Annotated in this window: 22 protein-coding genes; 12 read left to right on the top strand and 10 right to left on the bottom strand. The window is 61.6% G+C overall.

Translation table 11 applies throughout. The features are described from left to right. Window positions 1-3: 3 nt before the first annotated feature. Window positions 4-393, bottom strand: a complete 390-nt coding sequence (locus V2L18_RS16700; RefSeq protein WP_336179422.1) for a RidA family protein — start codon at window positions 391-393, stop codon at window positions 4-6. Window positions 394-798: 405 nt separating this feature from the next. On the opposite strand from V2L18_RS16700, the gene V2L18_RS16705 reads away from it, so the two are divergent. From V2L18_RS16705 to V2L18_RS16730, 6 genes are all read left to right on the top strand, one after another. Then, window positions 799-1,812, top strand: a complete 1,014-nt coding sequence (locus V2L18_RS16705) for an ABC transporter substrate-binding protein (RefSeq protein ID WP_336179423.1) — start codon at window positions 799-801, stop codon at window positions 1,810-1,812. Window positions 1,813-1,956: 144 nt separating this feature from the next. Next, complete coding sequence (locus V2L18_RS16710; RefSeq protein ID WP_336179424.1) at window positions 1,957-2,802, top strand: ABC transporter ATP-binding protein; 846 nt, start codon at window positions 1,957-1,959, stop codon at window positions 2,800-2,802. Beyond that, window positions 2,799-3,683, top strand: coding sequence for an ABC transporter permease (locus tag V2L18_RS16715; RefSeq protein ID WP_336179425.1), 885 nt, complete (start codon window positions 2,799-2,801; stop codon window positions 3,681-3,683). The genes V2L18_RS16710 and V2L18_RS16715 overlap by 4 nt, the downstream gene beginning before the upstream one ends. Before the next feature lies 1 nt (window position 3,684). Then, the gene (locus tag V2L18_RS16720; RefSeq protein WP_336179426.1) at window positions 3,685-5,022 is read left to right on the top strand and encodes a cytosine deaminase; all 1,338 of its coding nucleotides are present in this window, start codon (window positions 3,685-3,687) and stop codon (window positions 5,020-5,022) included. After that, on the top strand, window positions 5,019-6,425 hold the full coding sequence (locus tag V2L18_RS16725; protein ID WP_336179427.1) for an FAD-binding oxidoreductase: 1,407 nt from the start codon (window positions 5,019-5,021) through the stop codon (window positions 6,423-6,425). The genes V2L18_RS16720 and V2L18_RS16725 overlap by 4 nt, the downstream gene beginning before the upstream one ends. 7 nt (window positions 6,426-6,432) lie before the next feature. After that, window positions 6,433-7,014 carry an NAD(P)H-dependent oxidoreductase gene (locus tag V2L18_RS16730; protein WP_336179428.1) on the top strand — a complete coding sequence of 194 codons (582 nt, stop codon included), beginning with the start codon at window positions 6,433-6,435 and terminating at the stop codon, window positions 7,012-7,014. 202 nt (window positions 7,015-7,216) lie between these two features. On the opposite strand, the gene V2L18_RS16735 is transcribed toward V2L18_RS16730, so the two are convergent. The 5 genes from V2L18_RS16735 to mnmE form a co-directional block, all read right to left on the bottom strand. Then, window positions 7,217-8,146, bottom strand: a complete 930-nt coding sequence (locus V2L18_RS16735) for a ParB/RepB/Spo0J family partition protein (protein ID WP_336179429.1) — start codon at window positions 8,144-8,146, stop codon at window positions 7,217-7,219. A gap of 111 nt (window positions 8,147-8,257) precedes the next feature. Beyond that, window positions 8,258-9,073 (bottom strand): ParA family protein, encoded by an 816-nt coding sequence (locus V2L18_RS16740; protein ID WP_336179430.1) that lies wholly within the window; start codon window positions 9,071-9,073, stop codon window positions 8,258-8,260. A 25-nt stretch (window positions 9,074-9,098) separates the two neighbouring features. Further along, on the bottom strand, window positions 9,099-9,758 hold the full coding sequence (rsmG, locus tag V2L18_RS16745; protein ID WP_336179431.1) for a 16S rRNA (guanine(527)-N(7))-methyltransferase RsmG: 660 nt from the start codon (window positions 9,756-9,758) through the stop codon (window positions 9,099-9,101). Next, on the bottom strand, window positions 9,748-11,631 hold the full coding sequence (gene mnmG, locus V2L18_RS16750) for a tRNA uridine-5-carboxymethylaminomethyl(34) synthesis enzyme MnmG (protein WP_336179432.1): 1,884 nt from the start codon (window positions 11,629-11,631) through the stop codon (window positions 9,748-9,750). The genes rsmG and mnmG overlap by 11 nt, the downstream gene beginning before the upstream one ends. A 283-nt stretch (window positions 11,632-11,914) precedes the next feature. Then, window positions 11,915-13,246 carry a tRNA uridine-5-carboxymethylaminomethyl(34) synthesis GTPase MnmE gene (gene mnmE / locus V2L18_RS16755; RefSeq protein ID WP_336179433.1) on the bottom strand — a complete coding sequence of 444 codons (1,332 nt, stop codon included), beginning with the start codon at window positions 13,244-13,246 and terminating at the stop codon, window positions 11,915-11,917. A 145-nt stretch (window positions 13,247-13,391) separates the two neighbouring features. Here mnmE and V2L18_RS16760 point away from each other — a divergent pair, with 145 nt between their 5' ends. Next, window positions 13,392-15,437 carry a thioredoxin domain-containing protein gene (locus V2L18_RS16760; RefSeq protein WP_336179434.1) on the top strand — a complete coding sequence of 682 codons (2,046 nt, stop codon included), beginning with the start codon at window positions 13,392-13,394 and terminating at the stop codon, window positions 15,435-15,437. Here V2L18_RS16760 and V2L18_RS16765 read toward each other — a convergent pair. The 4 genes from V2L18_RS16765 to hemE all read right to left on the bottom strand — a co-directional run bounded on the left by V2L18_RS16765 (window position 15,417) and on the right by hemE (window position 19,240). Next, a complete protein-coding gene (locus tag V2L18_RS16765) occupies window positions 15,417-16,031 on the bottom strand; it encodes a GNAT family N-acetyltransferase (protein ID WP_336179435.1) in 615 nt (204 codons plus the stop codon). The genes V2L18_RS16760 and V2L18_RS16765 overlap by 21 nt on opposite strands. A 145-nt stretch (window positions 16,032-16,176) precedes the next feature. Further along, a complete protein-coding gene (rho, locus tag V2L18_RS16770) occupies window positions 16,177-17,433 on the bottom strand; it encodes a transcription termination factor Rho (protein WP_336179492.1) in 1,257 nt (418 codons plus the stop codon). Window positions 17,434-17,740: 307 nt separating this feature from the next. Beyond that, a complete protein-coding gene (gene hemJ, locus V2L18_RS16775; protein ID WP_336179436.1) occupies window positions 17,741-18,163 on the bottom strand; it encodes a protoporphyrinogen oxidase HemJ in 423 nt (140 codons plus the stop codon). A 21-nt stretch (window positions 18,164-18,184) separates the two neighbouring features. Beyond that, the gene (gene hemE, locus V2L18_RS16780) at window positions 18,185-19,240 is read right to left on the bottom strand and encodes a uroporphyrinogen decarboxylase (protein WP_336179437.1); all 1,056 of its coding nucleotides are present in this window, start codon (window positions 19,238-19,240) and stop codon (window positions 18,185-18,187) included. Between the two features lie 401 nt (window positions 19,241-19,641). Between hemE and V2L18_RS16785 the strand changes: the two genes are divergently transcribed. From V2L18_RS16785 to dnaQ, 5 genes are all read left to right on the top strand, one after another. Further along, window positions 19,642-20,532, top strand: coding sequence for a pyruvate, water dikinase regulatory protein (locus V2L18_RS16785; protein WP_336179438.1), 891 nt, complete (start codon window positions 19,642-19,644; stop codon window positions 20,530-20,532). 4 nt (window positions 20,533-20,536) lie between these two features. Next, the gene (locus tag V2L18_RS16790; RefSeq protein WP_336179439.1) at window positions 20,537-21,133 is read left to right on the top strand and encodes a Maf-like protein; all 597 of its coding nucleotides are present in this window, start codon (window positions 20,537-20,539) and stop codon (window positions 21,131-21,133) included. A 20-nt stretch (window positions 21,134-21,153) separates the two neighbouring features. After that, entirely contained in the window at window positions 21,154-22,017 is an 864-nt protein-coding gene (locus V2L18_RS16795) for a shikimate dehydrogenase (RefSeq protein ID WP_336179440.1), read from the top strand. Next, window positions 22,014-22,604, top strand: coding sequence for a dephospho-CoA kinase (gene coaE, locus V2L18_RS16800; RefSeq protein WP_336179441.1), 591 nt, complete (start codon window positions 22,014-22,016; stop codon window positions 22,602-22,604). The genes V2L18_RS16795 and coaE overlap by 4 nt, the downstream gene beginning before the upstream one ends. A gap of 91 nt (window positions 22,605-22,695) precedes the next feature. After that, window positions 22,696-23,412, top strand: coding sequence for a DNA polymerase III subunit epsilon (dnaQ, locus tag V2L18_RS16805; RefSeq protein ID WP_336179442.1), 717 nt, complete (start codon window positions 22,696-22,698; stop codon window positions 23,410-23,412). The last annotated feature ends 36 nt before the right edge of the window (window positions 23,413-23,448 follow it).

The following is a 23,448-nucleotide window of genomic DNA, read 5'->3' on the forward strand; positions in this document are numbered from 1 at the left end:
AAGCTAGTCCGTCTTGGCCGCCAGCGCTTCGATTTCGACCACGAATTCCTCGCGGGTGAAACCCGAAACGATCATCAGGGTGGATGCCGGAGGCGGCGTTCCGACGAAAGCGTCGCGCGCCGCCATGTATCCGGCCATGTGCTCGCGCGCCGTCACATAGGCATTCAGACGCACGATATCGTTCACATCCATTCCCGCTTCGCGCAAGAGGGCGCGGATCGCCTCGAAGCAAAGCTTCGACTGCGCCTCCGCTCCTTCCGGAATGGCATCGTCCCCACCGATGCCCAGCTGGCCGGAGCAGACCAGCAACCGGCTTCCGGCCGGGATCTCCACCCCATGGCTGTATCGGGCAAAGGGCGCACGAATTCTCTCGGGAACCAGATGCCTCAGCATGACGACGACCTCCATTTGATGTCGGTAGACGCTAGCTTACTGGACCATCTCTGAAAATCGTTTCGACAAAGAAATTTCGCATACCTGCGACGGCCCTTTCGACCCCGGCCGACACACCCGCTCGCGGGTCGCCCTCGAAACGGACTGCAATCGCCGCTTTTTTAGGCACCTGAGCTGTGCTAACGTCAGGATGCGGAAAAGCCCGTATTTCCGGCAGGTGGCAGCGGAGACGAAAACACGGGTTTCAATCGGCGAAAGTCATTGACTAAGCAAATATATTTCCCGCGACACGACCGGGGCCGGCGTTTGCTGGCACGGCTCTTGCGTTTTTCGAAGGGTTGCGCCGCTCTACCATTCTCGGTCGCGGTGCGGAGGGACCTGAAGGGTCAAGAGGGGGAATTCACGATGAAACGTGCGCTCGGATTTGGAATTGCGGTGTTGACGCTGGCGGGCGCGCTGTCCGCTTCGGCGCCGGCCTTTGCGCTCGATGACGTGAAGTTCGGAACAAACTGGCTGGCGCAGGCGGAACATGGCGGTTTCTACCAGGCGGTGGTCGACGGAACCTACGAGAAATACGGCCTCAAGGTGGAAATCGTCCAGGGTGGTCCGCAGGCCGCCAACCGCGCCCTGCTGATGGCCGACAAGATCGATTTCTACATGAACGGCAACCTTCTCGGCTCCTTCTCGGCTGTCGAACAGGGCATTCCGCTAATCGAAGTCGCAGCGATCTTCCAGAAGGACCCGCAGGTCCTCATAGCCCATCCCGACCAGGGCCTGGAGACATTCGAGGATCTTGCGAAGCTGCCGACCATTTTCATGGGCAAGGACGGTTACGCCTCCTATTTCCAGTGGATGAAGAAGGCTTTCGACGGCTTCTCCGATGCCCAGTACAAGCCCTACACCTTCAATCCCGCACCCTTCATCGCCGACAAGCAGTCAGCCCAGCAGGGCTATATCACCTCCGAGCCCTATGCGATCGAAACGGAGGGCGGGTTCAAGCCCAAGCTCTTCCTGCTGGCGGATGCCGGGTTCGAGACCTATTCGACCACGATCGAGGCGAAGGTCGACTTCGTGGAAAAGAACAAGGATCTCGTCCAGCGCTTCGTCGATGCCTCGATCATCGGATGGTACAATTACCTCTACGGTGACAACGCGGCCGCGAACGCTGCGATCAAGAAAGACAATCCGGAAATGACCGACGGCCAGATCGCCTTCTCGATCAAGACGATGAAGGAATTCGGCCTTGTCGAATCCGGAGAGGCCCTGAAAGAAGGTATCGGCTGCATGAAAGCGGACCGCGTCAAGGCTTTCTACGACCAGATGGTCGATGCCGGCGTAGTGAAATCCGATCTCGACATCGACCAGATCTACACGACCGAATTCGTCTGCAAGGGCGTCGGCATGGACCTGAAGAAATAGGGTCCGCAAGACGTCTCTCACGCACCCGCCGCGCACCCCATGCCTGCCAGGGCAGGCGCGCGAATGATGGCGGAGCCTCGACAAGCGGGGCTTCGCCCGATCGCAAATACCGCCGGCTCTCTTGGCGCTAAACGGATTGGTCAAGTGAACACAACGCCGAGATTCCAAGAGGAGACAGCCCGCAGCCAGCCGGTCGCTTCGACGCTGGTTTCCCTGCAAAATGTCTCCAAGACGTTCGCCAACGGAACGATTGCCTTGCGCGACATGTCGCTCGACATCGCACAAGGCGATTTCGTCAGCCTGCTGGGGCCGTCGGGATGCGGAAAATCGACCGCATTGCGCATCATCGCCGGGCTCGGCGACGCCTCCGCCGGCGAGGTCATGTGGCCCTCCTCCGCTCGCACGGGAGAGGACACCTCCAACGGCGCAGGCACGAACCAGGACATCAGCTTCGTCTTCCAGGAACCGACGCTGATGCCTTGGGCGAGCGTCTTTTCCAACGTCTACCTGCCGCTCAGGCTCAAGGGCCTGAGCAAACAGGCAGCGCGTGACGATGTCATGGGCGCACTGGAAATGGTGGGTCTCGAAGGTTTCGCGAAAAGCTATCCGCGCGAACTGTCCGGCGGCATGAAAATGCGGGTCTCGATCGCCCGCGCCCTCGTCACCAAGCCGAAACTGCTGCTGATGGACGAGCCGTTCGCCGCACTCGACGAGATCACGCGCTTCAAGCTCAACAACGACCTCCTTCACCTGTGGGAGGCCTTCGGCTGGACGGTCATCTTCGTCACCCATTCCGTCTTCGAGAGCGTCTATCTCTCCAACCGGATCATCGTCATGGCCGCGCGGCCGGGCCGCGTCGTTGAAGACATTCCCATCGACGCCCCTTACCCGCGCGAGGAGGAGTTCCGCACGTCCGACACCTACAACGATTTCTGCCGCCGGGCTTCCCAGGCCCTGCATGGCGCGATGGAGGTAAGCGAACCAGCATGACGATGGCCACCGTTCAGGACACCCCTCCCCTCATCCGCACGAAAGGCGCACGGGCCGGAAAGGCCGGCGCGGTGCCCGATACAGCCTCGAAGGGATTACCCACCGCAGTCTGGCGCATCGTCATCCCTCTGGCGATGCTTGTTCTTCTGATCGGAGGTTGGGCGTTCTATGTGTGGGCCTTCGACGTGCCGCACTACATTTTGCCGAGCCCGCTGCGCGTCGCCGAGGCGCTCTATACGGACTGGCCGATCCTTGCACCCGCACTTCTCGTCACGCTCAAGATCACTTTCACGGCGCTTGCCATCGCGCTCGCCGGCGGCGTTGCGCTTGCGGTGCTGATGGCCCAGTCGCGCATCGCCGAACTCGCTCTCTACCCTTATGCGGTGGTGCTGCAGGTCACCCCGATCGTCGCGATCGCGCCCCTGATCCTCATCTACGCGCCGTCGACGCAGGCGGCCCTTCTCATCTGCGCCTGGATCGTTGCGTTCTTCCCGATCCTGTCCAACACCGTGCAGGGCCTGAAGTCCACCGACCACAACCTGCTGAACCTGTTCGAGCTCTACGGCGCCAGCCGGTGGCAGACGTTGATCTACCTGAAGATGCCGAACGCCCTGCCCTATTTCCTGGCCGGTCTGAAGATCGCCGGTGGCCTCGCCCTCATCGCCGCCGTCGTCGCCGAGTTCGCGGCCGGCTCTGCCGGCGCCGGATCGGGTCTCGCCTTTCGCCTGCTGGAATCCCAGTTCCGGCTCAACATCCCCCGCCTTTTTGCCGCGCTCTTCCTTCTCTCCCTCACCGGCGTGGCGATTTTCCTCACCACCAACACGATTTCCTATCTGCTGCTTCGCAAGTGGCACGAAAGCGCTCTGAAAAGGGAAAACTGACGTGACCGACTTCGCCGGTCTCAACGGCGCCGAGAGCTTCCTTCTCACCAACGCCACGGTACCCGTGGTGCTGGTGGAGGGAACGAGGCTCTCGGCCGATACCTACGGGCTCGCCCGCGTCGATATCCGCGTCGAGGGCGCCAGCATCATGGAAATCGCTCCGGCCGGCACGCTGGATCGTGCGGCGCCTGCCACCGTCGATCTCAACGCCGGCATGGTCCTGCCAACCTTCGTCGACTGCCACACGCACCTCGACAAGGGGCATATCTGGCCGCGCCGCGCCAACCCGGACGGAACCTTTCAAGGCGCGCTGCAAGCCGTATCGCAGGATCGCGTCGCCAACTGGTCGGCCGAGGACGTGCGCGCTCGAATGGACTTTTCCCTGCGCTGCGCCTACGCGTACGGAACCTCGTTGATACGAACGCATATCGACAGTCTCCCTCCGCAGGACGCGATTTCCTGGCCGGTCCTGCGCGAGGTCATGTCCGACTGGTCGGACCGCATCTCCCTTCACGGCGCGAGCCTCTTCGGCATCGATCGCCTCGACGCCGACGACGGTTTCCTGGAAACCATCGCCGACCGCGTCGAGGCCGCAAACGGCGTTCTGGGGGCGGTGACCTACATGATCCCCCGGCTCGATGAACATCTGGACGCGATGATGCGGGCCGCGGAGAGCCGGGGCCTCGATCTCGATTTTCACGTGGACGAAACTTCCGATCCCGAGGCGAAGACGCTCGTCCGGATCGCACAGGCAGCGCTGCGCAACCGGTTTTCGGGTCGGATCCTGTGCGGGCATTGCTGTTCGCTCGCCTGCCAGGATGATGCCGAGGCCGACCGCACCATGGATCTCGTCGCTAAAGCCGGCATCGCCATCGTCTCCCTGCCCATGTGCAACATGTACCTGCAGGGGCGGCGCAATCCCGGACAGGCGCCCGGCACGCCCCGCTGGCGCGGCATCACGCTCGTACACGAACTGAAGCGTCGCGGCGTTTCCGTGATGGTCGCCTCCGACAACACGCGCGACCCCTTCTACGCCTATGGCGATCTCGACATGGTGGAGGTGTTTACCTCCGCCACCCGGATCGCCCATCTCGACCACCCGGCATCCGACTGGATCCGCGCCGTCACCGCGACGCCGGCGGACATCCTTCGACATCCCGAGCAGGGGCGCATCCGCCTCGGCGGTGGCGCCGATTTCATCACTTTCGCCGGCCGGAATTTGTTCGAGATCATGGCACGCCCGTCCGCCCCTCGCACAGTCTTTCGAAACGGCAAGCGGATCGATACCGCCCTGCCGGATTACCGCGAATTGGACGCCCTTCTGGGAGAAGCACCATGACCGACGAAACTTCCGGCCTCGAGCAGGTTCGCGAGGCCCTGACAGATCTCGCCATTGAGGACAATGCGTCCATCGTCAAGCAGAAGAGCCGCGACTTTTTCTGGTACTCGCCGGTCCTGAAAAAGCAGCTGGACCAGGTCACGGGCGACCTGGTCGTCACGCCAAAGAGCGAAGCCGAAGTCATCCAGGTGCTCAAGGCGTGCTACGCCCACGACGTTCCCGTCACGGTGCGCGGCGCGGGGACCGGAAACTACGGTCAGGCGATGCCGCTTGCCGGCGGCGTGGTGCTCAACCTCGCTGAGCTCAACGCGATCAAGGAAATCGGCCCCGGGCGCGTCACCTGCGAGGCGGGCGCGCTTCTGTCCGCCATTGATGAGGCCGCGAAGCCTTCCGGCCAGGAACTGCGGCTCCATCCGTCGACCTACCGGACGGCCACCGTCGGCGGCTTCATCGCGGGCGGCTCGGGCGGCATCGGCTCGATCCGCTGGGGCGGTTTGCGCGATCTCGGCAATGTTATCCGGGCCCGCGTGATCACGATGGAAGCCGAACCGCGCGTGCTCGACATGACCGGCGCCGACCTCGCCAAGGTGCTCCACGCCTACGGCACCAACGGCGTCATCACCGAAGTGGAGATGCCGCTGACCGCCTCCTATGACTGGGTGGACGTGATCGTCGCCTTCGACGCGTTCATGGACGCGGCCCGTTTCGCCAATGCGCTCGGCGTTCAGGACGGCATCCTGCTGAAGGAACTGGGCGTGATCTCGGCGCCCCTGCCCCACGACTATTTCCTGCGTCACAGGAAGTATCTGCGCCCGGACCAATCCGTCTGCGTGCTGATGGTCGCACCCTTCGCCATGCCGGCGCTCGCGGCCTTTGCCGGGCATTGGAAAGCCGACATCGTCTATCGCTCCGATACGGCCGATGCGGAGGAAAAGAAGGGCCTGCCGCCGGTTTTCGAGCTTTCGTGGAACCACACCACCCTGCGCGGGCTGCGCGTCGATCCCACCATCACCTACCTGCAGATTCTCTATCCCTATCCCGACCAGATCGAGAAGGTGGAGAAGATGGCCAACCTGTTCGCAGACGAATTGCCGGGGCACCTGGAATTCGTGCGCTTCGACGGAAACGTCACCTGCTTCGGCCTTCCGGTCGTGCGCTACACCAGCGAAGAGCGGCTGAACGAGATCATTCGCCTGCATGAGGAAGCCGGCTGCCCGGTCTTCAACCCTCATCGCTACACGCTGGAGGAAGGCGGTATGAAACAGACTGACGAGCAGCAGCTCGCCTTCAAGCGCGAGGCGGATCCCAAGGGCCTGCTCAATCCCGGCAAGATGATCGCATGGGACGACCCGGATTTCGATTTCGCCGCCGACGGTCCCTTCCTTTTCCATGGCTTGAAATAGGTCTTACGTGCGCATCCTCCTCCTCTATTCCCACCCGGTTGAAACCAGCTTCAACGCCTCCCTGCACGAGGCTGTACTGCGAACCCTCAGGGCCTCGGGCCATGAGGTCGATGATTGCGATCTTTACGCGGAGGGGTTCCAGCCGGCCCTGACGCGTCAGGAACGCATCGACTATCACGACCCGGACCGCAATCAGGCGCATGTCGCCGATTATGTTCGGCGGCTCCAGCAGGCCGAGGCCCTCGTGCTGTGCTACCCGGTCTGGAACTTCGGCTTTCCCGCGATGCTGAAGGGCTTTCTCGACCGTGTGTTCCTGCCCGGCGTCTCCTTCCGGATGGAAGACGGCAAAGTCGTCCCGAGCCTTCACAACATCAAGAAGATGGCAGCGATAACGCATTACGGCGGCACACGTGTGCGCGCCTTCCTCGCCGGAGATCCACCGCGCAAGAGCGTCAAGCGCGTGCTGCGGGCCGTCATCAAGCCCCTCGCGCCCGTCACCTACCTGGCGCTCTACGACATGAACCGGGCAACGGACAGCGACCGCGAAGCCTTCCTGAAGAAGGTCGAGGCCAGGATGGCGCGGTTCTGATCTATACGGCGCCGTCTCCTGATTCGCTTTCCGGAAGCTGAGGCGCTCCGGATAGCGAGGCGTGGCAGACCCAACGGACGCCCCTTGGACAGCCTGGGCCTATCAGGATCGAAAGAGAGGGAGCAGATGCTCGGTTCCGCAAAAAGTCCGGCCGCCCAGGCGATACCTGAGCGGTTTTTCATATTTTACATAATAATTTCAATCAGTTATTGACGCCTAACAAGCGACAGACCTGATCGAGCTGCTCAAGCGACTTGTACTTGATCTTCAGTTCACCCGAATCCGCGTTCGGCTTGTGGCTGATCGCCACCGCGAGGCCCAGACCGTCGGAAAGCCGCCGTTCGAGCGCAATCGTATCCGCCGGCTTTGGCGCCTTCTGCTTTGCGGCTCCGCCTGTGGCCTTCTTCAGCGCTTCCGGGTCCTGTGCGAGCTTCTCCGCATCGCGGACGCTCAAACCCTTCTCCACGATGATCTCGGCCAGCGCCGCCGGATCCTCCGCCGTGATCAACGCGCGGGCGTGGCCTGCGGTCAAAAGCCCTTCGGCCAGATAATCCTTCACGGCATTCGGCAGCTTCAAGAGCCGCATCGTATTGGCAACGTGCGACCGGCTCTTGCCGATCACCTTGGCCAGCGCCGCCTGGCTGTAATTGAAATCGGCGACGAGCTGATCGTAGCCCAGCGCCTCTTCGATCGGATTGAGATCGGCGCGCTGGACGTTCTCGATGATCGCGAGTTCCAGCGCCTCCTGATCGGTGACATCGCGCACCACCGCCGGCAACTCGTGCAGGCCGGCCTTCTGTGCGGCCCGCCAGCGCCGTTCACCGGCGATCAGCTCGAACGTCCCCTTGTCGGCAGCCGACGGGCGCACGAGGATCGGCTGCACAACCCCCTTTTCCCGCACGGACTCGATCAGGTCGCTGAGATCGTCCTCGCTGAACGTCTTGCGCGGATTGCGCGGGTTCGGGCGGATATACTCGATTGGAATCGTGCGAATGCCGCCGCTGCGCGACAGGGCCGCTGCGGCCTCGCTGGCATCGCTGCCGCTCGGCGCCTCGCTGCTGACGTCGCCGATCAGCGCGGCGAGCCCACGGCCCAGTCTCTTGTTCCTTGCACCACCGGCTTCATCGGCCATGGCCATGTTCCCGCTTCACTGAACGCAGCTTTGAGCTGTCGTTTTCTTCGATTTTCAATTCGAGTCCGAATCGGCCCGCAGAGCCGTCCGGCCGCGCGGCCTACATCTTTCTCAAGCCGCCGTCCGGATCTTTCGTTCACGTTGAATGATCTCGGAGGCCAGCCGCAGATAGGCCTGGCTCCCCGGGCATTTCAGATCATAGAGCAGGACGGGTTTGCCATAGGACGGCGCTTCCGACACCCGAACGTTGCGCGGAATGACCGTATCGTAAACCGCGTCCCCCATGGTCTCGCGCACGTCGGCGACCACCTGGGTCGACAGGTTGTTGCGGCTGTCGAACATCGTCAGCACGATGCCGTGGATGCTGAGTTCCTGATTGAGCGCCTGCTTCACCTGCTCGACCGTGCTGAGGAGCTGGCTGAGCCCTTCCAACGCAAAGAACTCGCACTGCAGGGGAACCAGGATGGAGTGCGACGCGCTCAGCGCATTGATGGTCAGAAGATTGAGCGACGGCGGACAATCGACCAGGATGTAACTGAAATCCGTTTTGTCGTGTTCGGCCACATAGTCTGAAATCGCCTTGCGCAGCCGGTAGGCGCGATCCGGCGAATCCGCGATCTCCAGCTCCAGCCCGAGCAGATCCATCGTCGAAGGCGCCACCCACAGGCGCGGAACCGCCGTCTCTCGAATGGCATCGTTCAGCGATGCCTCGCCATAGAGAACCTCGTAGGTGGAAACCGTGCGCTGGGAACGCTCAATACCAAGCCCCGTAGAGGCATTTCCCTGCGGATCGAGATCGATCACCAGAACCCGCTCGCCGATAGCCGCAAGCGCGGTGCCGAGATTGATGGCCGTGGTCGTCTTGCCGACGCCGCCCTTCTGGTTTGCGAGCGAGAGCACGCGCGGAGATTTCGGAAGCACACTCATGCGGTCAACGCCCTCGCCCAATCCATCAATTTACAAAGGGGTCGATCCGGAGGATCTCGAGAATAATGCTCTGCGGATCGATGAGACTTCTATGTTCTACCAGATCCATGTCCCAGGTGTGAGACGCTTTAACAATCTCTGGACGCGATTCCCTTCCTTTGTGGAAAAAGGCCCGCGCCCCGTCCGCCACGAAGGGCCGCGCGAAGCCGCATAGCGTGTCGAGATCGGCCAGCGCCCGCGCTGAAACGCCCTCTATTCGCCCATCCACGGCCGTATCCCATCGATCCGTCACGGTATCGATTCGATCGGCATGAACCCGCGCGGGCAGGCCGGCCTCCCGGATCACGGTGCGAAGGAACGCGGCCTTTCGCTGATTGCTTTCGACCAGATCGACCATCGCCGAAGGACTATCGGCAAGAAGAATGGCCGTCACCAGACCGGGAAACCCCGCACCCGAGCCAAAATCGATCCAGTGCAGGATATCCGGGGCCAGATGGTGGATCTGCATGCTGTCGGCCACGTGCCGCGACCAGAGCTGCGGCAACGTCGAGGGCGCGACGAGATTCTGGGCCTTCTGCCAGCGGCGCACCAGATCGACATAGATCGTCAGACGCTCGCGCGTTTCACGTGAAACGTTAAAGTATGCGTCGAGCACCTCTGGCCCGTCATGGAGATCAGACCGCATCGCGCGACCTCGCCTTTTCCGATGGACCCGCCGCACGTCGGACATGAGCCAGAATGAGCGTCAACGCGGCCGGCGTGATGCCGTCGATCCGTCCGGCCTGGGCCAGCGTTCCCGGCCGCACGGTCTCCAGCTTCTGTCTGAGCTCGTTCGAAAGACCCGACAGAACGCCATAATCGAAATCGGCCGGAATCGGCAGGGCTTCGTCTTTCCGCAGCGCGGCGATGTCGGATTCCTGACGCTCCAGATAGACCGCATAGGTCGCATCGATCTCGATCTGCTCCGCGATCTCTGGTCGGATATCGGAAAGGTCGGGCCAGATCCTGGAAAGCCGTGCCAGATCGATCGAGGTGTAGGAGAGAAGATCGAACGCGCTGCGCCGCACTCCGTCCTGATTGATCTCAAGTCCATGCCGCCGCGCTTCGGCAGGGGACAAGGACAGGTGCGCGATCCGCTCCCGCGCCGCGCCGAGCTCTTGCATCTTCGTTTCGAAGGCGATTCGACGATCCTTGCCGACGCAACCGAGCGAAAGCCCGAGCGGCGTGAGGCGTTGGTCCGCATTGTCGGCCCGAAGCGTCAACCGGTATTCGGCCCGTGAGGTTAACATGCGATAGGGCTCGCTCACTCCCCGGGTGACCAGATCGTCCACCATCACGCCGATATACCCGTCTGCACGGCCGACCGTGCACATATCGCCCCCACCGGCCCGAAGCGCGGCATTTACGCCCGCCAGGAGCCCCTGTGCCCCGGCCTCCTCGTAGCCTGTCGTCCCGTTGATCTGGCCGGCCATGAACAGGCCCTTCACCCGCTTGGTCTCAAGCGACCGATCGAGCTCTCGCGGATCAACGTGATCGTATTCGATGGCATAACCCGGCCGTAGCACCTCGGCCCTTTCGAGCCCTGGAACCGTTTTGAGAAAGGCGCGCTGCACATCTTCGGGCAGCGAAGTCGAGATACCGTTCGGATAAACGGTGGGATCATCGAGCCCCTCCGGCTCCAGGAATATCTGATGACCATCGCGATCACCGAACCGCATGATCTTGTCCTCGATGGAGGGACAATACCGCGGCCCGGTCGAAGTGATGTTCCCGGAGTACATCGCAGAACGATGAATGTTCTCGCGTATGACCTCATGGCCGGCGGGCGTCGTGCGCGTGATATGGCACGAGACCTGTGACGTGGTGATACGATCCGTCAGCGTGGAAAAAGGTATCGGATGCTCGTCGCCCGGCTGCGCGTCAAGCCGGGCCCATTCGATGGTCCGCCCATCGAGGCGTGGAGGCGTGCCCGTCTTCAGACGCCCGAGACGAAACCCCGCACGCGCGAGCGTGTCGGAAAGGCCGACTGCGGGTTTCTCCCCTACCCGGCCTGCCGGGATCTGCGTGTCGCCGATATGAATCAGACCTTTCAGGAAGGTACCCGTCGTCAGCACGACCGAACCGCATCCGAATCGACGTCCATCGGCAGTCAACACGGCCTGGACGCGTCCATCCTCAATAACGAGATCGTCCGCCTCACCCTCGATTATCGTCAGGTTCTGCGTCTGCGAAATCGCAGCTTGCATCGCTTCGCGATAGAGCTTGCGGTCAGCTTGCGCGCGCGGACCGCGCACCGCCGGCCCCTTGCGCCGATTGAGCATGCGAAACTGGATCCCGGCCGCGTCGGCGACGCGCCCCATCAATCCGTCGAGAGCATCGATCTCCCGGACGAGATGTCCCTTACCAAGACCGCCGATCGCGGGATTGCACGACATGACGCCGATGGTGGCCTTCGCATGGGTCAGCAAGGCTGTTTTGGCTCCCATGCGGGCAGCGGCGGCCGCGGCTTCACAGCCGGCGTGCCCTGCCCCAATAACGATTACGTCAAACGCCGCCATGGTTCCTGAAACCCTCGCGCACGGAGATATGGTTCAACAATGTCGGATGAACTCGATTGGCTCTGACATACTGCAAGCGGGCGTGACGGTCAAAAGGAACCGATTGTCCGCCATCGACCAGCCGTCGCTTTTGGCCTGATGAAAGAAGCAGTAGAGGCCGTCTTGGGGCGCTAGGTTATCCCCAAGCCGCTCACTTCGAACCGGGTACGAATCGATACGGTAAACAAGGTGTTTCACGTGAAACATCCCCAGAGATTCAGGCTCGATTCACAATCTATCCACATCATTTGCCGATGCAGAAATCCCGGAAGATCACATCAAGCAGGTCCTCCACATCGGTCTTGCCGACGATCCGCGCCAATCCATCAGCGGCGAGCCGTAGATCTTCAGCTCGCAATTCCAGAGCACGGGCACTCCCCTCAAGTGCCCGGTCCAGCCCCTCAAGACACCGCCGCAATCCGTCGCGATGCCGCGCCCGCGTCAGGACAGGCGCTTCGGTTGCACCAATCGTCTCGGACGCGAATCTACTCAACCGTGCGAGTAACAGGTCCAGACCGCCTTCCAAAACCACCGAGCATCCAATCTCGTCCGATCCGGCGGCGCGCAGATCCGTCTTCGTCGCGATCCGCCAGACGGTTCCAGAACCCCAATCCTCGCTCAGCGCATCCCGCTTCTCCCCAGCGACGCCCAGCCACAGGACCAGATCCGCGGACCGCGCCCGTTCGAGCGCCCGGCGCATGCCCTCTTTCTCGATGGCCCCGGCTCCCCCCTCCCGCAAGCCAGCCGTATCCACGAGACAAACGGGATATCCACCCAGATCCAGATAGACCTCGATGAGATCGCGCGTGGTTCCGGCCTCCTCGGTCACGATCGCCACGTCGCGCTGAGCCAACGCGTTGAGGAGGCTCGACTTGCCCGCATTCGGAGGACCGAGAAGGACCACCTGAAGCCCCGAGCGCAACCGCTCGCCGCGTCGATTGTCGCTCAGGTGGCGTGAAATCTCATCTCGGATCCGAATCACATCTTCCCAGATCGTTTCCCCCACCGAACCCGGAACATCCTCTTCATCTGCAAAGTCCAGTTCCGCCTCGATCATCGCCCGACACCGGACCAGCACCGTGCGCCAGCGATCATAGAGCCTGCCAAGCTCACCACCCATCTGCCGCAATGCCAGACGCCGCTGTGCTTCTGTGTCCGCCTGAATGAGATCGCCGAGACCCTCGACCTCCGTCAGGTCCAGCCGTCCCGCCTCGAAGGCCCGTCGAGTGAAAGCGCCGGCTTCCGCCGGACTAACACCATCAAACCTCTCCAGGGCCCGCAGGAAGGCCGCCACAACCGCACGGCCGCCATGAAGATGGAATTCCGCCACATCCTCGCCGGTGAAGCTTGCCGGCGCTTCGAAGACGATTACCAGGGCCTCGTCCAGAACCTGACCCTCACGCGGATCGCGCAATCGTCTGAGGCTCGCCCGCCGCGGTTCCGGCATCGTGCCGCAGAGCGTTTCGACGACGAATCGAACCCGGGGACCGGAAAGCCGAACCACGGCAACCCCGGAAGGCAGTCCACCACTCGACAACGCATAAATCGTTTCGCGCTCAGCCATCTCGTCCGCCACCGACAGAGTTCCCCTTCAGGCATAGTCCACAGATATGGCCGACACCTGAAACGTTGAAGGTGATGGGGATAGCCCTATTTCGGAAGAAACCCAAGGCCGGAGCGTGGCCTTGTCAACGGCAGAGCGGGAGCAGCAGACACGCATCATGACCGGGAACCTCCTTGCGAACGAAACCAGCCCCTATCTTCTCCAGCACAAGGACAACCCGGTTCACTGGCGACCCTGGAACGCCGCCGCGCTCGCCGAAGCGCGGATGCAGAACAAGCCGATCCTGCTTTCCGTGGGATATGCAGCATGCCATTGGTGCCACGTCATGGCGCACGAGAGCTTTGAGGATCAAGCGACCGCCGACGTAATCAACGCGCATTTCATACCGATCAAGGTCGACAGAGAGGAACGCCCGGATGTCGACCAGATCTACATGAACGCGCTACATGCCCTGGGTCAGCAGGGCGGCTGGCCCCTGACCATGTTCCTCACCCCGCAGGCCGAGCCCTTCTGGGGAGGTACCTATTTCCCCAAGCAGGCCCAATGGGGACGGCCCGGGTTCGTAGAGGTCCTTCGCCAGATCGCGCGCATCCATGAGAATGAGGGTGAAAAGGTCGCCTCCAATGCCGACGCGCTCATGCACGTCCTGAAGAATGCCGACCAGCACGCCCAATCGGGCGAGCCGTTGACGCCGGAGCTCCTCGATACGGCTGCGAATCGATTGCTCGCTGTCATGGATCCTTTGAACGGAGGGACGCGCGGTGCGCCGAAATTCCCGCAAGCCTCCCTCCTGGAGTTGCTCTGGCGCGCGGGAATGCGAACCGGCGACCGGCGTTTTCGCGAAATCGTCCTAACCACCCTCAGGACCATCTGCTCCGGCGGGATCTATGACCACCTGGGCGGGGGGTTTGCCCGCTACGCGGTCGACGAGCGCTGGCTCGTCCCGCACTTCGAGAAGATGCTCTACGACAATGCGCAACTTGTTTCCCTTCTCACGGAGGCCTTCGTAAGCACTGGTGAAGAGCTGTTCCGCATCCGAATCGAGGAGACGATCGACTGGCTGCGGCGTGAGATGACAACGGCCGAAGGCGCCTTTGCCGCATCGCTCGATGCCGACAGCGAAGGCGAGGAAGGACGGTTCTACGTCTGGGATCATCAGGAGCTGAAAGGCGCGCTCACGCGCGAGGAATTTGCGCTCTTCGCTGAGACATATGATGTCCTGCCAGCGGGGAACTGGGAAGGCAAGGTGATCCTCAATCGCCTACGCTCCACGCCGCTGGCGGATAGCACGACCGAAGCCCGGCTCACCACCATAAGAGCCCGCCTAATGGACATACGCTCCCGCCGCGTCCGCCCCGGCCTTGACGACAAGGTCCTGGCGGACTGGAACGGCCTCATGATTGCGGCACTTGTCCGGGCTTCCGATGTATTCGAACGACCGGAGTGGCTGGAGGCGGCCGAACGCGCTTTCCATTTCATAACCGAATCGATGGTTCGCGACGGGCGGCTCGGACACTCATGGCGAAACGGTCGTCTGAGCTTTCCTGGGCTCGCCAGCGACCATGCGAACATCATCAAGGCCTCGCTCGCTCTCTTCCGCGTCACGAACAACCCGACATACCTGTCCAAGGCCCAAGACCTTGAGCTGTTACTTTATGAATATCAATGGGATAGAGAAAACTCCGGGTATTTCCTCACTGCGGCGGATGCCGATGACCTGATCGTCCGTCCCAAAGGCGCCGTCGATGAGGCAGTACCGAGCGCCAACGGGATCATGGCCGCCAATCTCGTGGAGCTTTGGCTTCTGACAGGGGAGGACATTTACCGGGAACGGGCGGATGCGATCCTGCACACGTTCACCGACCAAATCCTCCAGAACGCGTTTGCGAGCACAAGCCTTCTCAACGCCTTCGATTTCAGGCTGCACGCTCGACAACTCGTGCTTCTCGAACCGGAGGGCGAGACTCACTTCTCCGAACTTCTACGTCAGACGGTTTCCTATAACCTGACGGTTCTTCGTCGGAGCGGCAACGCCGAGCTCCCCTCCTCTCATCCCGCAAGAGGAAAGCCGGCCGCAACACCGGGCACTGCCACGGCCTATCTTTGCAAAGGAGAGACTTGCTCGCTGCCGATGACCGACCCTGTCGCTCTCCTGGAGGCGCTGCGGTCCTCAGCCGACGCTTCACATGGCTCCGCGGTCTGATTGCCTCGTATTCTGCACAGTGCACCAGTCTGTCCGCGCAAGACTGTAAAGAACGTGCTCGAAGAGATCCGGCCGGGCGGGCGGCACTCCGGGATGATCGAACCTCCCTGCCGGCTGCATGCCAAGACGCCGCATCACTGTCTGCGATCTTTCGTTTTCCGCGGCCGTGAAGGCAACAATCTCATTAAGGCGCAGTGTTTCGAATCCGAATCGGAGCCACTCTCTTGCGGCCTCGCTCGCATATCCCTTCCCCCATGCGGACGGGACCAGACGCCACCCGATTTCGACACAGGGCTCGAAGAAAACCGGCTCAGGAAACGCGGGCCGGTTCAGGCCGACGAAGCCGATGAAGGCCCCGCTCGCCTTTTCCTCCACCGGCATAAAGCTGATCCCCTCGGTCGCGATCTTGTCGCAAAGTCGGTCGAACAACGCACGGGATTGTTCCGGCGTCAGACAGCCGGGGAAATGTCTCATGACCTGCGGATCCGCGTTCATCGCGGCTAAAGCGTCCGTGTCGTCCTCCCGCCACGGACGCAAAACCAGCCGTTCCGTTTCCAGTCTAAAATCGTGATCGCGACAATCGGTGTTGGTCATGGCTTCCGGTTCCTGATCGATACGCTGCCGAATCGAATGATTCACGTGAAACAAGAACGCGCCGGACGGGGATTTCCCATCCAGCGCGTTTTGAAATCGCGTTTCACGTGAATCGCCTGGCGGATATATCCGCCAGGTTTCCCGATCACGTATTCATGCTGTCGAAGAATTCCTGGTTGCTCTTGGTCTGCCGCAGCTTGTCGAGCAGGAACTCGATCGCGTCCGTGGTGCCCATCGGATTCAGGATCCGGCGCAGCACATACATCTTCTTGAGCTCCTGCGGTGCAACGAGAAGCTCTTCCTTGCGCGTCCCGGAGCGCTGAATGTCGATCGCCGGGAAGACGCGCTTGTCGGCGGCCTTGCGGTCAAGGATGATTTCCGAGTTGCCGGTGCCCTTGAATTCTTCGAAGATCACTTCGTCCATGCGCGAACCGGTATCGATGAGCGCGGTCGCAATGATCGTCAGCGAACCGCCCTCTTCGATGTTGCGAGCCGCGCCGAAGAAGCGCTTGGGCCGCTGCAGGGCGTTGGCGTCGACACCACCGGTCAGCACCTTGCCCGAAGACGGAACGACGGTATTGTACGCGCGACCAAGTCGCGTGATGGAATCCAGAAGGATGACGACGTCGCGTCCGTGTTCGACAAGGCGCTTGGCCTTCTCGATCACCATCTCCGCCACCTGGACGTGACGCGCCGCCGGTTCGTCGAATGTCGAGGACACGACCTCGCCGTCGACCGTGCGCTGCATATCGGTGACTTCTTCCGGCCGCTCGTCGATCAGCAGCACGATGAGATAGCACTCGGGATGATTCGTGGTGATCGCGCGGGCGATGTTTTGCAGGAACATCGTCTTGCCGGTCCGCGGCGGCGCGGTGATCAGTGCGCGCTGGCCTTTGCCGAGCGGCGCGACCAAATCGATGACACGCGGCGAAAGATCCTTGATCGTCGGGTTCTCGACTTCCATGCGGAAGCGTTCTTCCGGATAGAGCGGCGTGAGATTGTCGAAATGAATCTTGTGGCGGGTCTTTTCCGGATCTTCGAAATTGATCGAATTCACCTTGAGAAGGGCGAAGTAGCGTTCGCCTTCCTTGGGCGACCGGATCTGGCCTTCGACCGTATCGCCGGTGCGCAGCGAGAAGCGCCTGATCTGTGACGGCGAGACGTAGATATCGTCCGGGCCCGGAAGATAATTCGCGTCCGGAGAGCGCAGGAAGCCGAATCCGTCTTGCAATACCTCAACGACACCCTCGCCAATAATAATGACATCCTGGGTCGCAAGCTGCTTGAGAATCGCGAACATCAGCTCCTGCTTCCGCAGGGTACTCGCGTTTTCGACTTCCAATTCCTCGGCAAAGGCGAGCAATTCGGTGGGAGATTTGGACTTAAGGTCCTGAAGTTTCATTTCCCGCATGGGCTGGATCATGGTCCGCATTGACGCCGGCTGAGGATGGGATGCGCCGGCAAGATGAAAAGCGTTATGGGGAGTTAACAGATCTTGTTGCGGCATTTGAACCGCCGCGCCAGCGCCTCACTTAAAAACGCTGGACGCTTGTCTGCATGTCGTGGGGTATCGGGAACATAGTCACTTTTATTCTGGCCGACAAGGGGGCACGCCCGTACAGGCCAATTCGTCGCAATCAAATGTTCAAATCCACTTCAGATGTAAAATATCATTTTGAAATCATACCAATAAAGGTGAAGCGGCCATTTCAGAACGGCCGCAGAATTACCAGAATAACAACCACCACCATGATCAGCGTCGGAAACTCGTTGATGATCCGATAGTAGCGCTCCGACTTGCGGTTTGCATCCGCAGCGAATTCCTTCACGTGTTTCGACAACATACCGTGGAAACCGGAAAGAATGAAGACGAGAAGAAGCTTCAGGTGGAACCAGCCCTCGGTGAAATCGCCAAAGCCCCAGGCGATCAGTAACCCGAAGATCCAGGCGGCGATCATGGCCGGGTTCATGATCGCCTTGAGAAGCCGACGCTCCATCACCTTGAAGGTTTCCGAAGCCTCCGACCCGGGCGCGACCTTGGTGTGATAGACCATCAGCCGGGGCAGATAGAAAAGCCCGGCCATCCAGGCGATCACCGCCATGATGTGGAAGGCCTTGAACCAGAGTAACAATTCACCACTCAAAACGTCGCCTCACCTGTTTTTCCCGGCCCATGGATCCGGTGCCGAGCGCACCCGTTCGATCATTCGCTCCACATGGGCCACGGGGGTCTGCGGCACGATACCGTGACCGAGATTGAACACAAGCGGCCCGCCGCCAAGCCCGTTCAGAACGCCATCCACGCCCTCGTCGAGGGCATCGCCACCGGCCACCAGCCGCATCGGGTCGAGATTGCCTTGCACCGGCAACATCGTCTGAACGTCTCGCGCAAGCTCAAGAGGCGCCGTCCAATCGAGGCCGACGGCAGTCACGCCCGTCTCCTCGGCATAAGCCTTCAGCCGCCCGATCGCGCCTTTCGGAAAGCCGATGATCGTCGCACCAGGCCGCGCCGCGCGAACCTTTTCCACGATCTTCCGCGTCGGCTCCACGCACCAGCGCCTGAAACCGGCATCGTCTAGCACGCCCGCCCAGGTGTCGAAGATCTGGAGCGCATCCGCCCCCGCATCGAGCTGGCGGACCAGATAGTCGGCCGAAGCCTCAACCAGCAGGTCGATCCAACGCTGGAACGTCTCCGGATCCGAATAGGCGCCGATGCGAGCCGCGGTCTGCTCCGCCGTGGTGTGACCGGCCACGGAATAGCAGGCAACCGTCCAGGGAGCCCCGCAGAAGCCCAGGAGCGTCGTTTCTTCGGGTAGCTCTGCCCTGAGCCGGGTCATCGTCTCCATGACCGGCGAGAGATGATCGTGCGCTCGTTCAGGCGCCAGCCCGTCCAGCAGGTCGCTGGTCAGGGGCGTCAGAACAGGCCCGCGTCCCTCCTCGAAGCGAACGGGATAACCGAGCGCCTCGGGAACGACGAAAATGTCGGAGAACAGGATCGCTGCATCGAAACCGAACCGACGGATGGGTTGGAGCGTTACCTCTACCGCCAGATCAGTGTCATAGCAGAACTTGAGGAAGTCAGGCTGCTTTGCCCGGGTCTCTCGATATTCGGGAAGGTAGCGCCCCGCCTGACGCATCATCCATACCGGAGGCGGCCAGAGCCTTTCGCCGGCAAGAACCCGCATCACGGCTCGTTCATTGGACTGCATGCGCTTCGCTCCCCTTTTTCCCTTCAAACTACCTATCAATGAATCTCTTTAAGAGATCTGTTTATTTGGTTTGAGTGTGGATTGCCGTGATTATGATCAGTCCACATATTTGGGGCCGGTTGTTCGTCCCGGCTCGCGGCTGGGGATGGTTTTTCCATAGCCGTCGCGGTTCCGCCCAATTCCCTAAACAGACCTTAAGGAATCCAATGACGTTAACGCCTTGTTAACGAATTCGGCGCTGTGCATAAAGTGCGGATGGGGAGTCAGTAACCCGGGCCCTCTCCGTGAAATCCCCGATTCCAGGAATCGTTTCACCAAAACTGTCCCGCCGACCCCTGTCTGTTGATGAATTGACCGCTATGGGCATGATGGCGAGGCCATATTCCGAAGGAGGCCTAGTCATGCCCGTTCATACACAGGGCCACACCTCGTCTGGGGATGACATCGTGAGCGATCCGCGTAGCTTCTTCCATCTGCATCTGATTTCGGATTCCACGGGCGAGACGCTGATGACGGTTTCTCGCGCCGCGCTCGCCCAGTACGAGAACATCCAGCCGATAGAGCACGTCTATCCTCTGGTGCGTTCCGATCGCCAGCTCGATCGCGTTCTGACCGAAATCGAGGCGGCTCCGGGCATCGTTCTCTATACCCTGGTCGCCGACGAACAGATCCGCCGGCTGGAACGCGTCTGCCGCGATCACGGCGTGCCCTGCGTCAATATCCTGGACCCGGTCTTTGCCGTCTTCCAGTCCTATCTGAAGGTCCAGGAAACCCGGCGCGTCGGCGGCCAGCATGCGCTCGATGCGGACTATTTCCGGCGCATCGACGCGCTCAACTACACCATGATGCATGATGACGGTCAGATGCCTGAAGGGCTGGACGAGGCCGACGTCGTGTTGATCGGCATCAGCCGCACCTCCAAGACGCCGACGAGCATCTATCTCGCCAATCGGGGCATCAAGGCCGCCAATTTTCCGATCGTTCCTGAAGTCCCGATCACGCCCGCGCTCTTCGAGGTGCGACGGCCCCTTGTGGTGGGGCTTGTCGCCAGCGCGGAACGCATTCTTCAGGTCCGGCAGAACCGGCTTCTGTCACTCAATGCGATCGGGCAGAACGAGCGCTATGTCGATCGCTCGGCCATTTCGGAGGAAATCAGCTTCATGCGCCGTCTGTGTGCGGAACGGGATTGGCCGGTGATCGATGTCACCCGGCGTTCCATCGAGGAAACCGCTGCTGCCATCATGTCGTTGATGAAGGAGCGCAGCCATCTGCGCGGCATTTCGGGAGAGTGACGACATGAGCGAGATCGTTCTGGCGAGCGGAAGTCCCTGGCGCGCCAAATTGTTGCGTGATGCAGGCTTGAGCGTTTCGACCGAGGTGGCGGAGATCGACGAACGCGCCGTTGACGCGCCGCTGCGCGAGGCGAACCTGCCGCCGGAGGATATTGCCCTCATACTGGCGGAAACCAAGGCCACGGACGTGTCCGCACGCCATCCCGGTGCCATCGTTATCGGGGCCGACCAGGTTTTGGATTTCGACGGCGAGGTCTTCTTCAAGCCTGAGACGATCGAGCAGGCGCGCGTCAATCTGCTCGCACTGCGCGGTCAGCCGCATCATCTGCGCTCAGCCATCGTCTGTGTCCGTGACGGTCAGCCCGTGTGGCGGCACGTCTCTTCAGCCACATTGACCATGCGCGATTTCTCGCCCGAATTCCTCGGTCATTACCTCGCAAGGATCGGAGAGGATGCGTTGAAAAGCGTCGGCTCCTATCAGATCGAAGGAGAAGGCATCCAGTTGTTCGAGAAGGTGGAAGGCGATCATTTCACCATTATCGGCCTGCCGCTTCTTCCGTTGCTGGCCTTCCTGCGGGAGGAGGGGGTGATCGAGACGTGAGCGGGTACCGGGGGGACGAAATGGAAAAGGAACCACGCGCGGCGGTGATCGGCTGGCCTGTGAAGCATTCCCGCTCACCGATCATTCATCGCTACTGGCTTGAGCATTACGGCATCGCGGGAAGCTACGATCGTCTCGCGCTACGCCCCGAGGAGGCGGAAGGGTTCTTCCGCACCTTCATCTCCTCCGGTCTCGTCGGCGCGAATGTGACGATCCCCCACAAGGAGACCGCCTTCTCTTTCTGCGATGAGGTGGACGAGACCGCACGCCGGCTTGGGGCGGTGAACACGCTCGTTGTCCGGGACGGGCGCCTTGTGGGCAGCAACACCGACGGGATCGGCTTTCTGGGCTCGCTCGATTCCGGTGCGCCGGGCTGGGACGAAATCGGAGCCAATGCTGTGGTTCTGGGAGCGGGCGGCGCCGCGCGTGCCGTGGTCTGGGCGCTGCTGTCGCGCGGGCTCACGGTGCATCTCTTCAACCGGACCCGCAGTCGCGCCGAAGCGCTGGCGGAACGTTTCGGCGCCGAGGTTCATGTTCACGACTTCGCGAAAGTGTCCGAAATCCTGGAAGGTGCCTCCGTTCTGGTGAACACGACCTCGCTCGGCATGGAAGGCCAGCCGCCTCTCGACATAGATCTCGCCCCCCTGCCCGCCCGGGCGGTGGTCACGGATATCGTCTATGTGCCGCTGGAAACGCCGCTGCTGGCACTTGCACGCGCCCGCGGGCTTTTGACGGTTGACGGTCTCGGCATGTTGCTGCACCAGGCTGTCCCCGGTTTCGAACTCTGGTTCGCACGCAAGCCCGAGGTGACGCCTGAACTCAGACGCCTCGTTCTGGCGGACATGGGCCAGACAGAGGCGGATCTCGGAGGCGCGCTGACATGATCGTTCTCGGACTGACCGGCTCCATTGGGATGGGAAAATCAACGACGGGTCGGCTTTTCGCGGAAGCCGGCGTGCCCGTTCATGACGCCGACATCGCCGTGCACACGCTTTATGCCGGCAAGGCGGCTCCCGCCATCGAGGAAGCCTTTCCCGGCACCGTGGTCGACGGCAAGGTCGACCGGGCCGTCCTCGCCAAGCATGTCGTCGGCAAGCCGGAGGAGCTCGCCCGGCTGGAGACCATCATCCATCCGCTCGTGCGCGAGGTGCGCGACGACTTTCTGGCCGATGCCCGCGCGCGGCTCTGTCCGGTCGCGGTGCTCGATGTTCCGCTTCTTCTGGAAACCGGCGGCGAGGCGCATGTCGATGCGGTGGTTCTGGTCACGACGACACCGGAAATCCAGCGCGAGCGTGTCCTGCAGAGACCCGAAATGACCCCGGAAAAGCTCGATGCCATCCTGGCGCGCCAGATGCCGGATGCGGAAAAGCGTCGCCATTCCCATTTCCTGATCGAGACCGGCTACGGGCTGGAGCGTGCCCGCCGGCGCGTGGCCGCCATTCTGCGTGCAACCGCGGCAATGGGGGGATAATCCGCCTCGTCCGGTTGTGCCGGTGATTCGCTGCGGCGACAATGACGTCTTCCGGCGCAGATAAGCTGCGCTCCACTCACAGGATCCCATCATGCGCGAGATCGTGCTCGACACCGAAACGACCGGCCTAAACCCGCGCGGCGGCGACCGGCTGGTGGAAATTGGTGGCGTTGAACTGGTCAACCACATTCCTTCCGGCCAGTTCTATCACGTCTACATCAATCCCGAGCGCGACATGCCGGAGGAGGCCTTCAACGTGCACGGCCTGTCGGAGGAGTTCCTGTCCGACAAGCCGCTCTTCGCCGAACTCGCCCAGGACTTCGTGGATTTTGTCGGCGATGCGACGCTGGTCATTCACAACGCAGCCTTCGACATGGGCTTCATCAACATGGAGCTCGTGCGCTTCGGCTTGCCGCCGATCGGCAACGAGCAGGTGCTGGACACGCTGCAACTGGCCCGGCGCAAACACCCGGCGGGCCCCAATTCGCTCGACGCATTGTGCTCGCGCTACGGCATCGACAACAGCCGCCGGACCAAGCACGGCGCGCTTCTCGACGCGGAGCTGCTGGCCGAGGTCTATATCGAGCTGATCGGCGGCAAGCAGTCCTCGCTCGGGCTGATGACGAGCGGCGAGGAGGAGGAACACGGTTCAGGCGGTCCCGCCTTGCGGCGTGCGGTCAAGCCGCGCCCGAACCCGTTGCCCTCGCGACTGAGCGAAGTCGAGATTTCCGCCCATGCGGAATTTGTCGCGAAGCTCGGTGAGGATGCGGTCTGGCGGAAATATATCGAGATCGAGAAAAAGTCATAGCGACTGCAAGCCGGCGAGGGTCCCGCCGGCGCGTGT

This window comes from Breoghania sp. JC706 (assembly GCF_037026715.1).
Taxonomy (GTDB): Bacteria; Pseudomonadota; Alphaproteobacteria; order Rhizobiales; family Stappiaceae; genus Breoghania.

Excerpts from the sequence above, each read along its gene's own strand:
- rho (WP_336179492.1), bottom strand. The coding sequence starts at position 17,433 with ATGAAACTTCAGGACCTTAAGTCCAAATCTCCCACCGAATTGCTCGCC.
- V2L18_RS16735 (WP_336179429.1), bottom strand. The coding sequence starts at position 8,146 with ATGGCCGATGAAGCCGGTGGTGCAAGGAACAAGAGACTGGGCCGTGGG.
- V2L18_RS16740 (WP_336179430.1), bottom strand. The coding sequence starts at position 9,073 with ATGAGTGTGCTTCCGAAATCTCCGCGCGTGCTCTCGCTCGCAAACCAG.
- V2L18_RS16790 (WP_336179439.1), top strand. The coding sequence starts at position 20,537 with ATGAGCGAGATCGTTCTGGCGAGCGGAAGTCCCTGGCGCGCCAAATTG.
- V2L18_RS16785 (WP_336179438.1), top strand. The coding sequence starts at position 19,642 with ATGCCCGTTCATACACAGGGCCACACCTCGTCTGGGGATGACATCGTG.
- hemE (WP_336179437.1), bottom strand. The coding sequence starts at position 19,240 with ATGCAGTCCAATGAACGAGCCGTGATGCGGGTTCTTGCCGGCGAAAGG.
- coaE (WP_336179441.1), top strand. The coding sequence starts at position 22,014 with ATGATCGTTCTCGGACTGACCGGCTCCATTGGGATGGGAAAATCAACG.
- rsmG (WP_336179431.1), bottom strand. The coding sequence starts at position 9,758 with ATGCGGTCTGATCTCCATGACGGGCCAGAGGTGCTCGACGCATACTTT.
- V2L18_RS16715 (WP_336179425.1), top strand. The coding sequence starts at position 2,799 with ATGACGATGGCCACCGTTCAGGACACCCCTCCCCTCATCCGCACGAAA.
- V2L18_RS16725 (WP_336179427.1), top strand. The coding sequence starts at position 5,019 with ATGACCGACGAAACTTCCGGCCTCGAGCAGGTTCGCGAGGCCCTGACA.
- V2L18_RS16705 (WP_336179423.1), top strand. The coding sequence starts at position 799 with ATGAAACGTGCGCTCGGATTTGGAATTGCGGTGTTGACGCTGGCGGGC.
- dnaQ (WP_336179442.1), top strand. The coding sequence starts at position 22,696 with ATGCGCGAGATCGTGCTCGACACCGAAACGACCGGCCTAAACCCGCGC.
- V2L18_RS16700 (WP_336179422.1), bottom strand. The coding sequence starts at position 393 with ATGCTGAGGCATCTGGTTCCCGAGAGAATTCGTGCGCCCTTTGCCCGA.
- V2L18_RS16760 (WP_336179434.1), top strand. The coding sequence starts at position 13,392 with ATGACCGGGAACCTCCTTGCGAACGAAACCAGCCCCTATCTTCTCCAG.
- V2L18_RS16795 (WP_336179440.1), top strand. The coding sequence starts at position 21,154 with ATGGAAAAGGAACCACGCGCGGCGGTGATCGGCTGGCCTGTGAAGCAT.
- V2L18_RS16765 (WP_336179435.1), bottom strand. The coding sequence starts at position 16,031 with ATGACCAACACCGATTGTCGCGATCACGATTTTAGACTGGAAACGGAA.
- mnmG (WP_336179432.1), bottom strand. The coding sequence starts at position 11,631 with ATGGCGGCGTTTGACGTAATCGTTATTGGGGCAGGGCACGCCGGCTGT.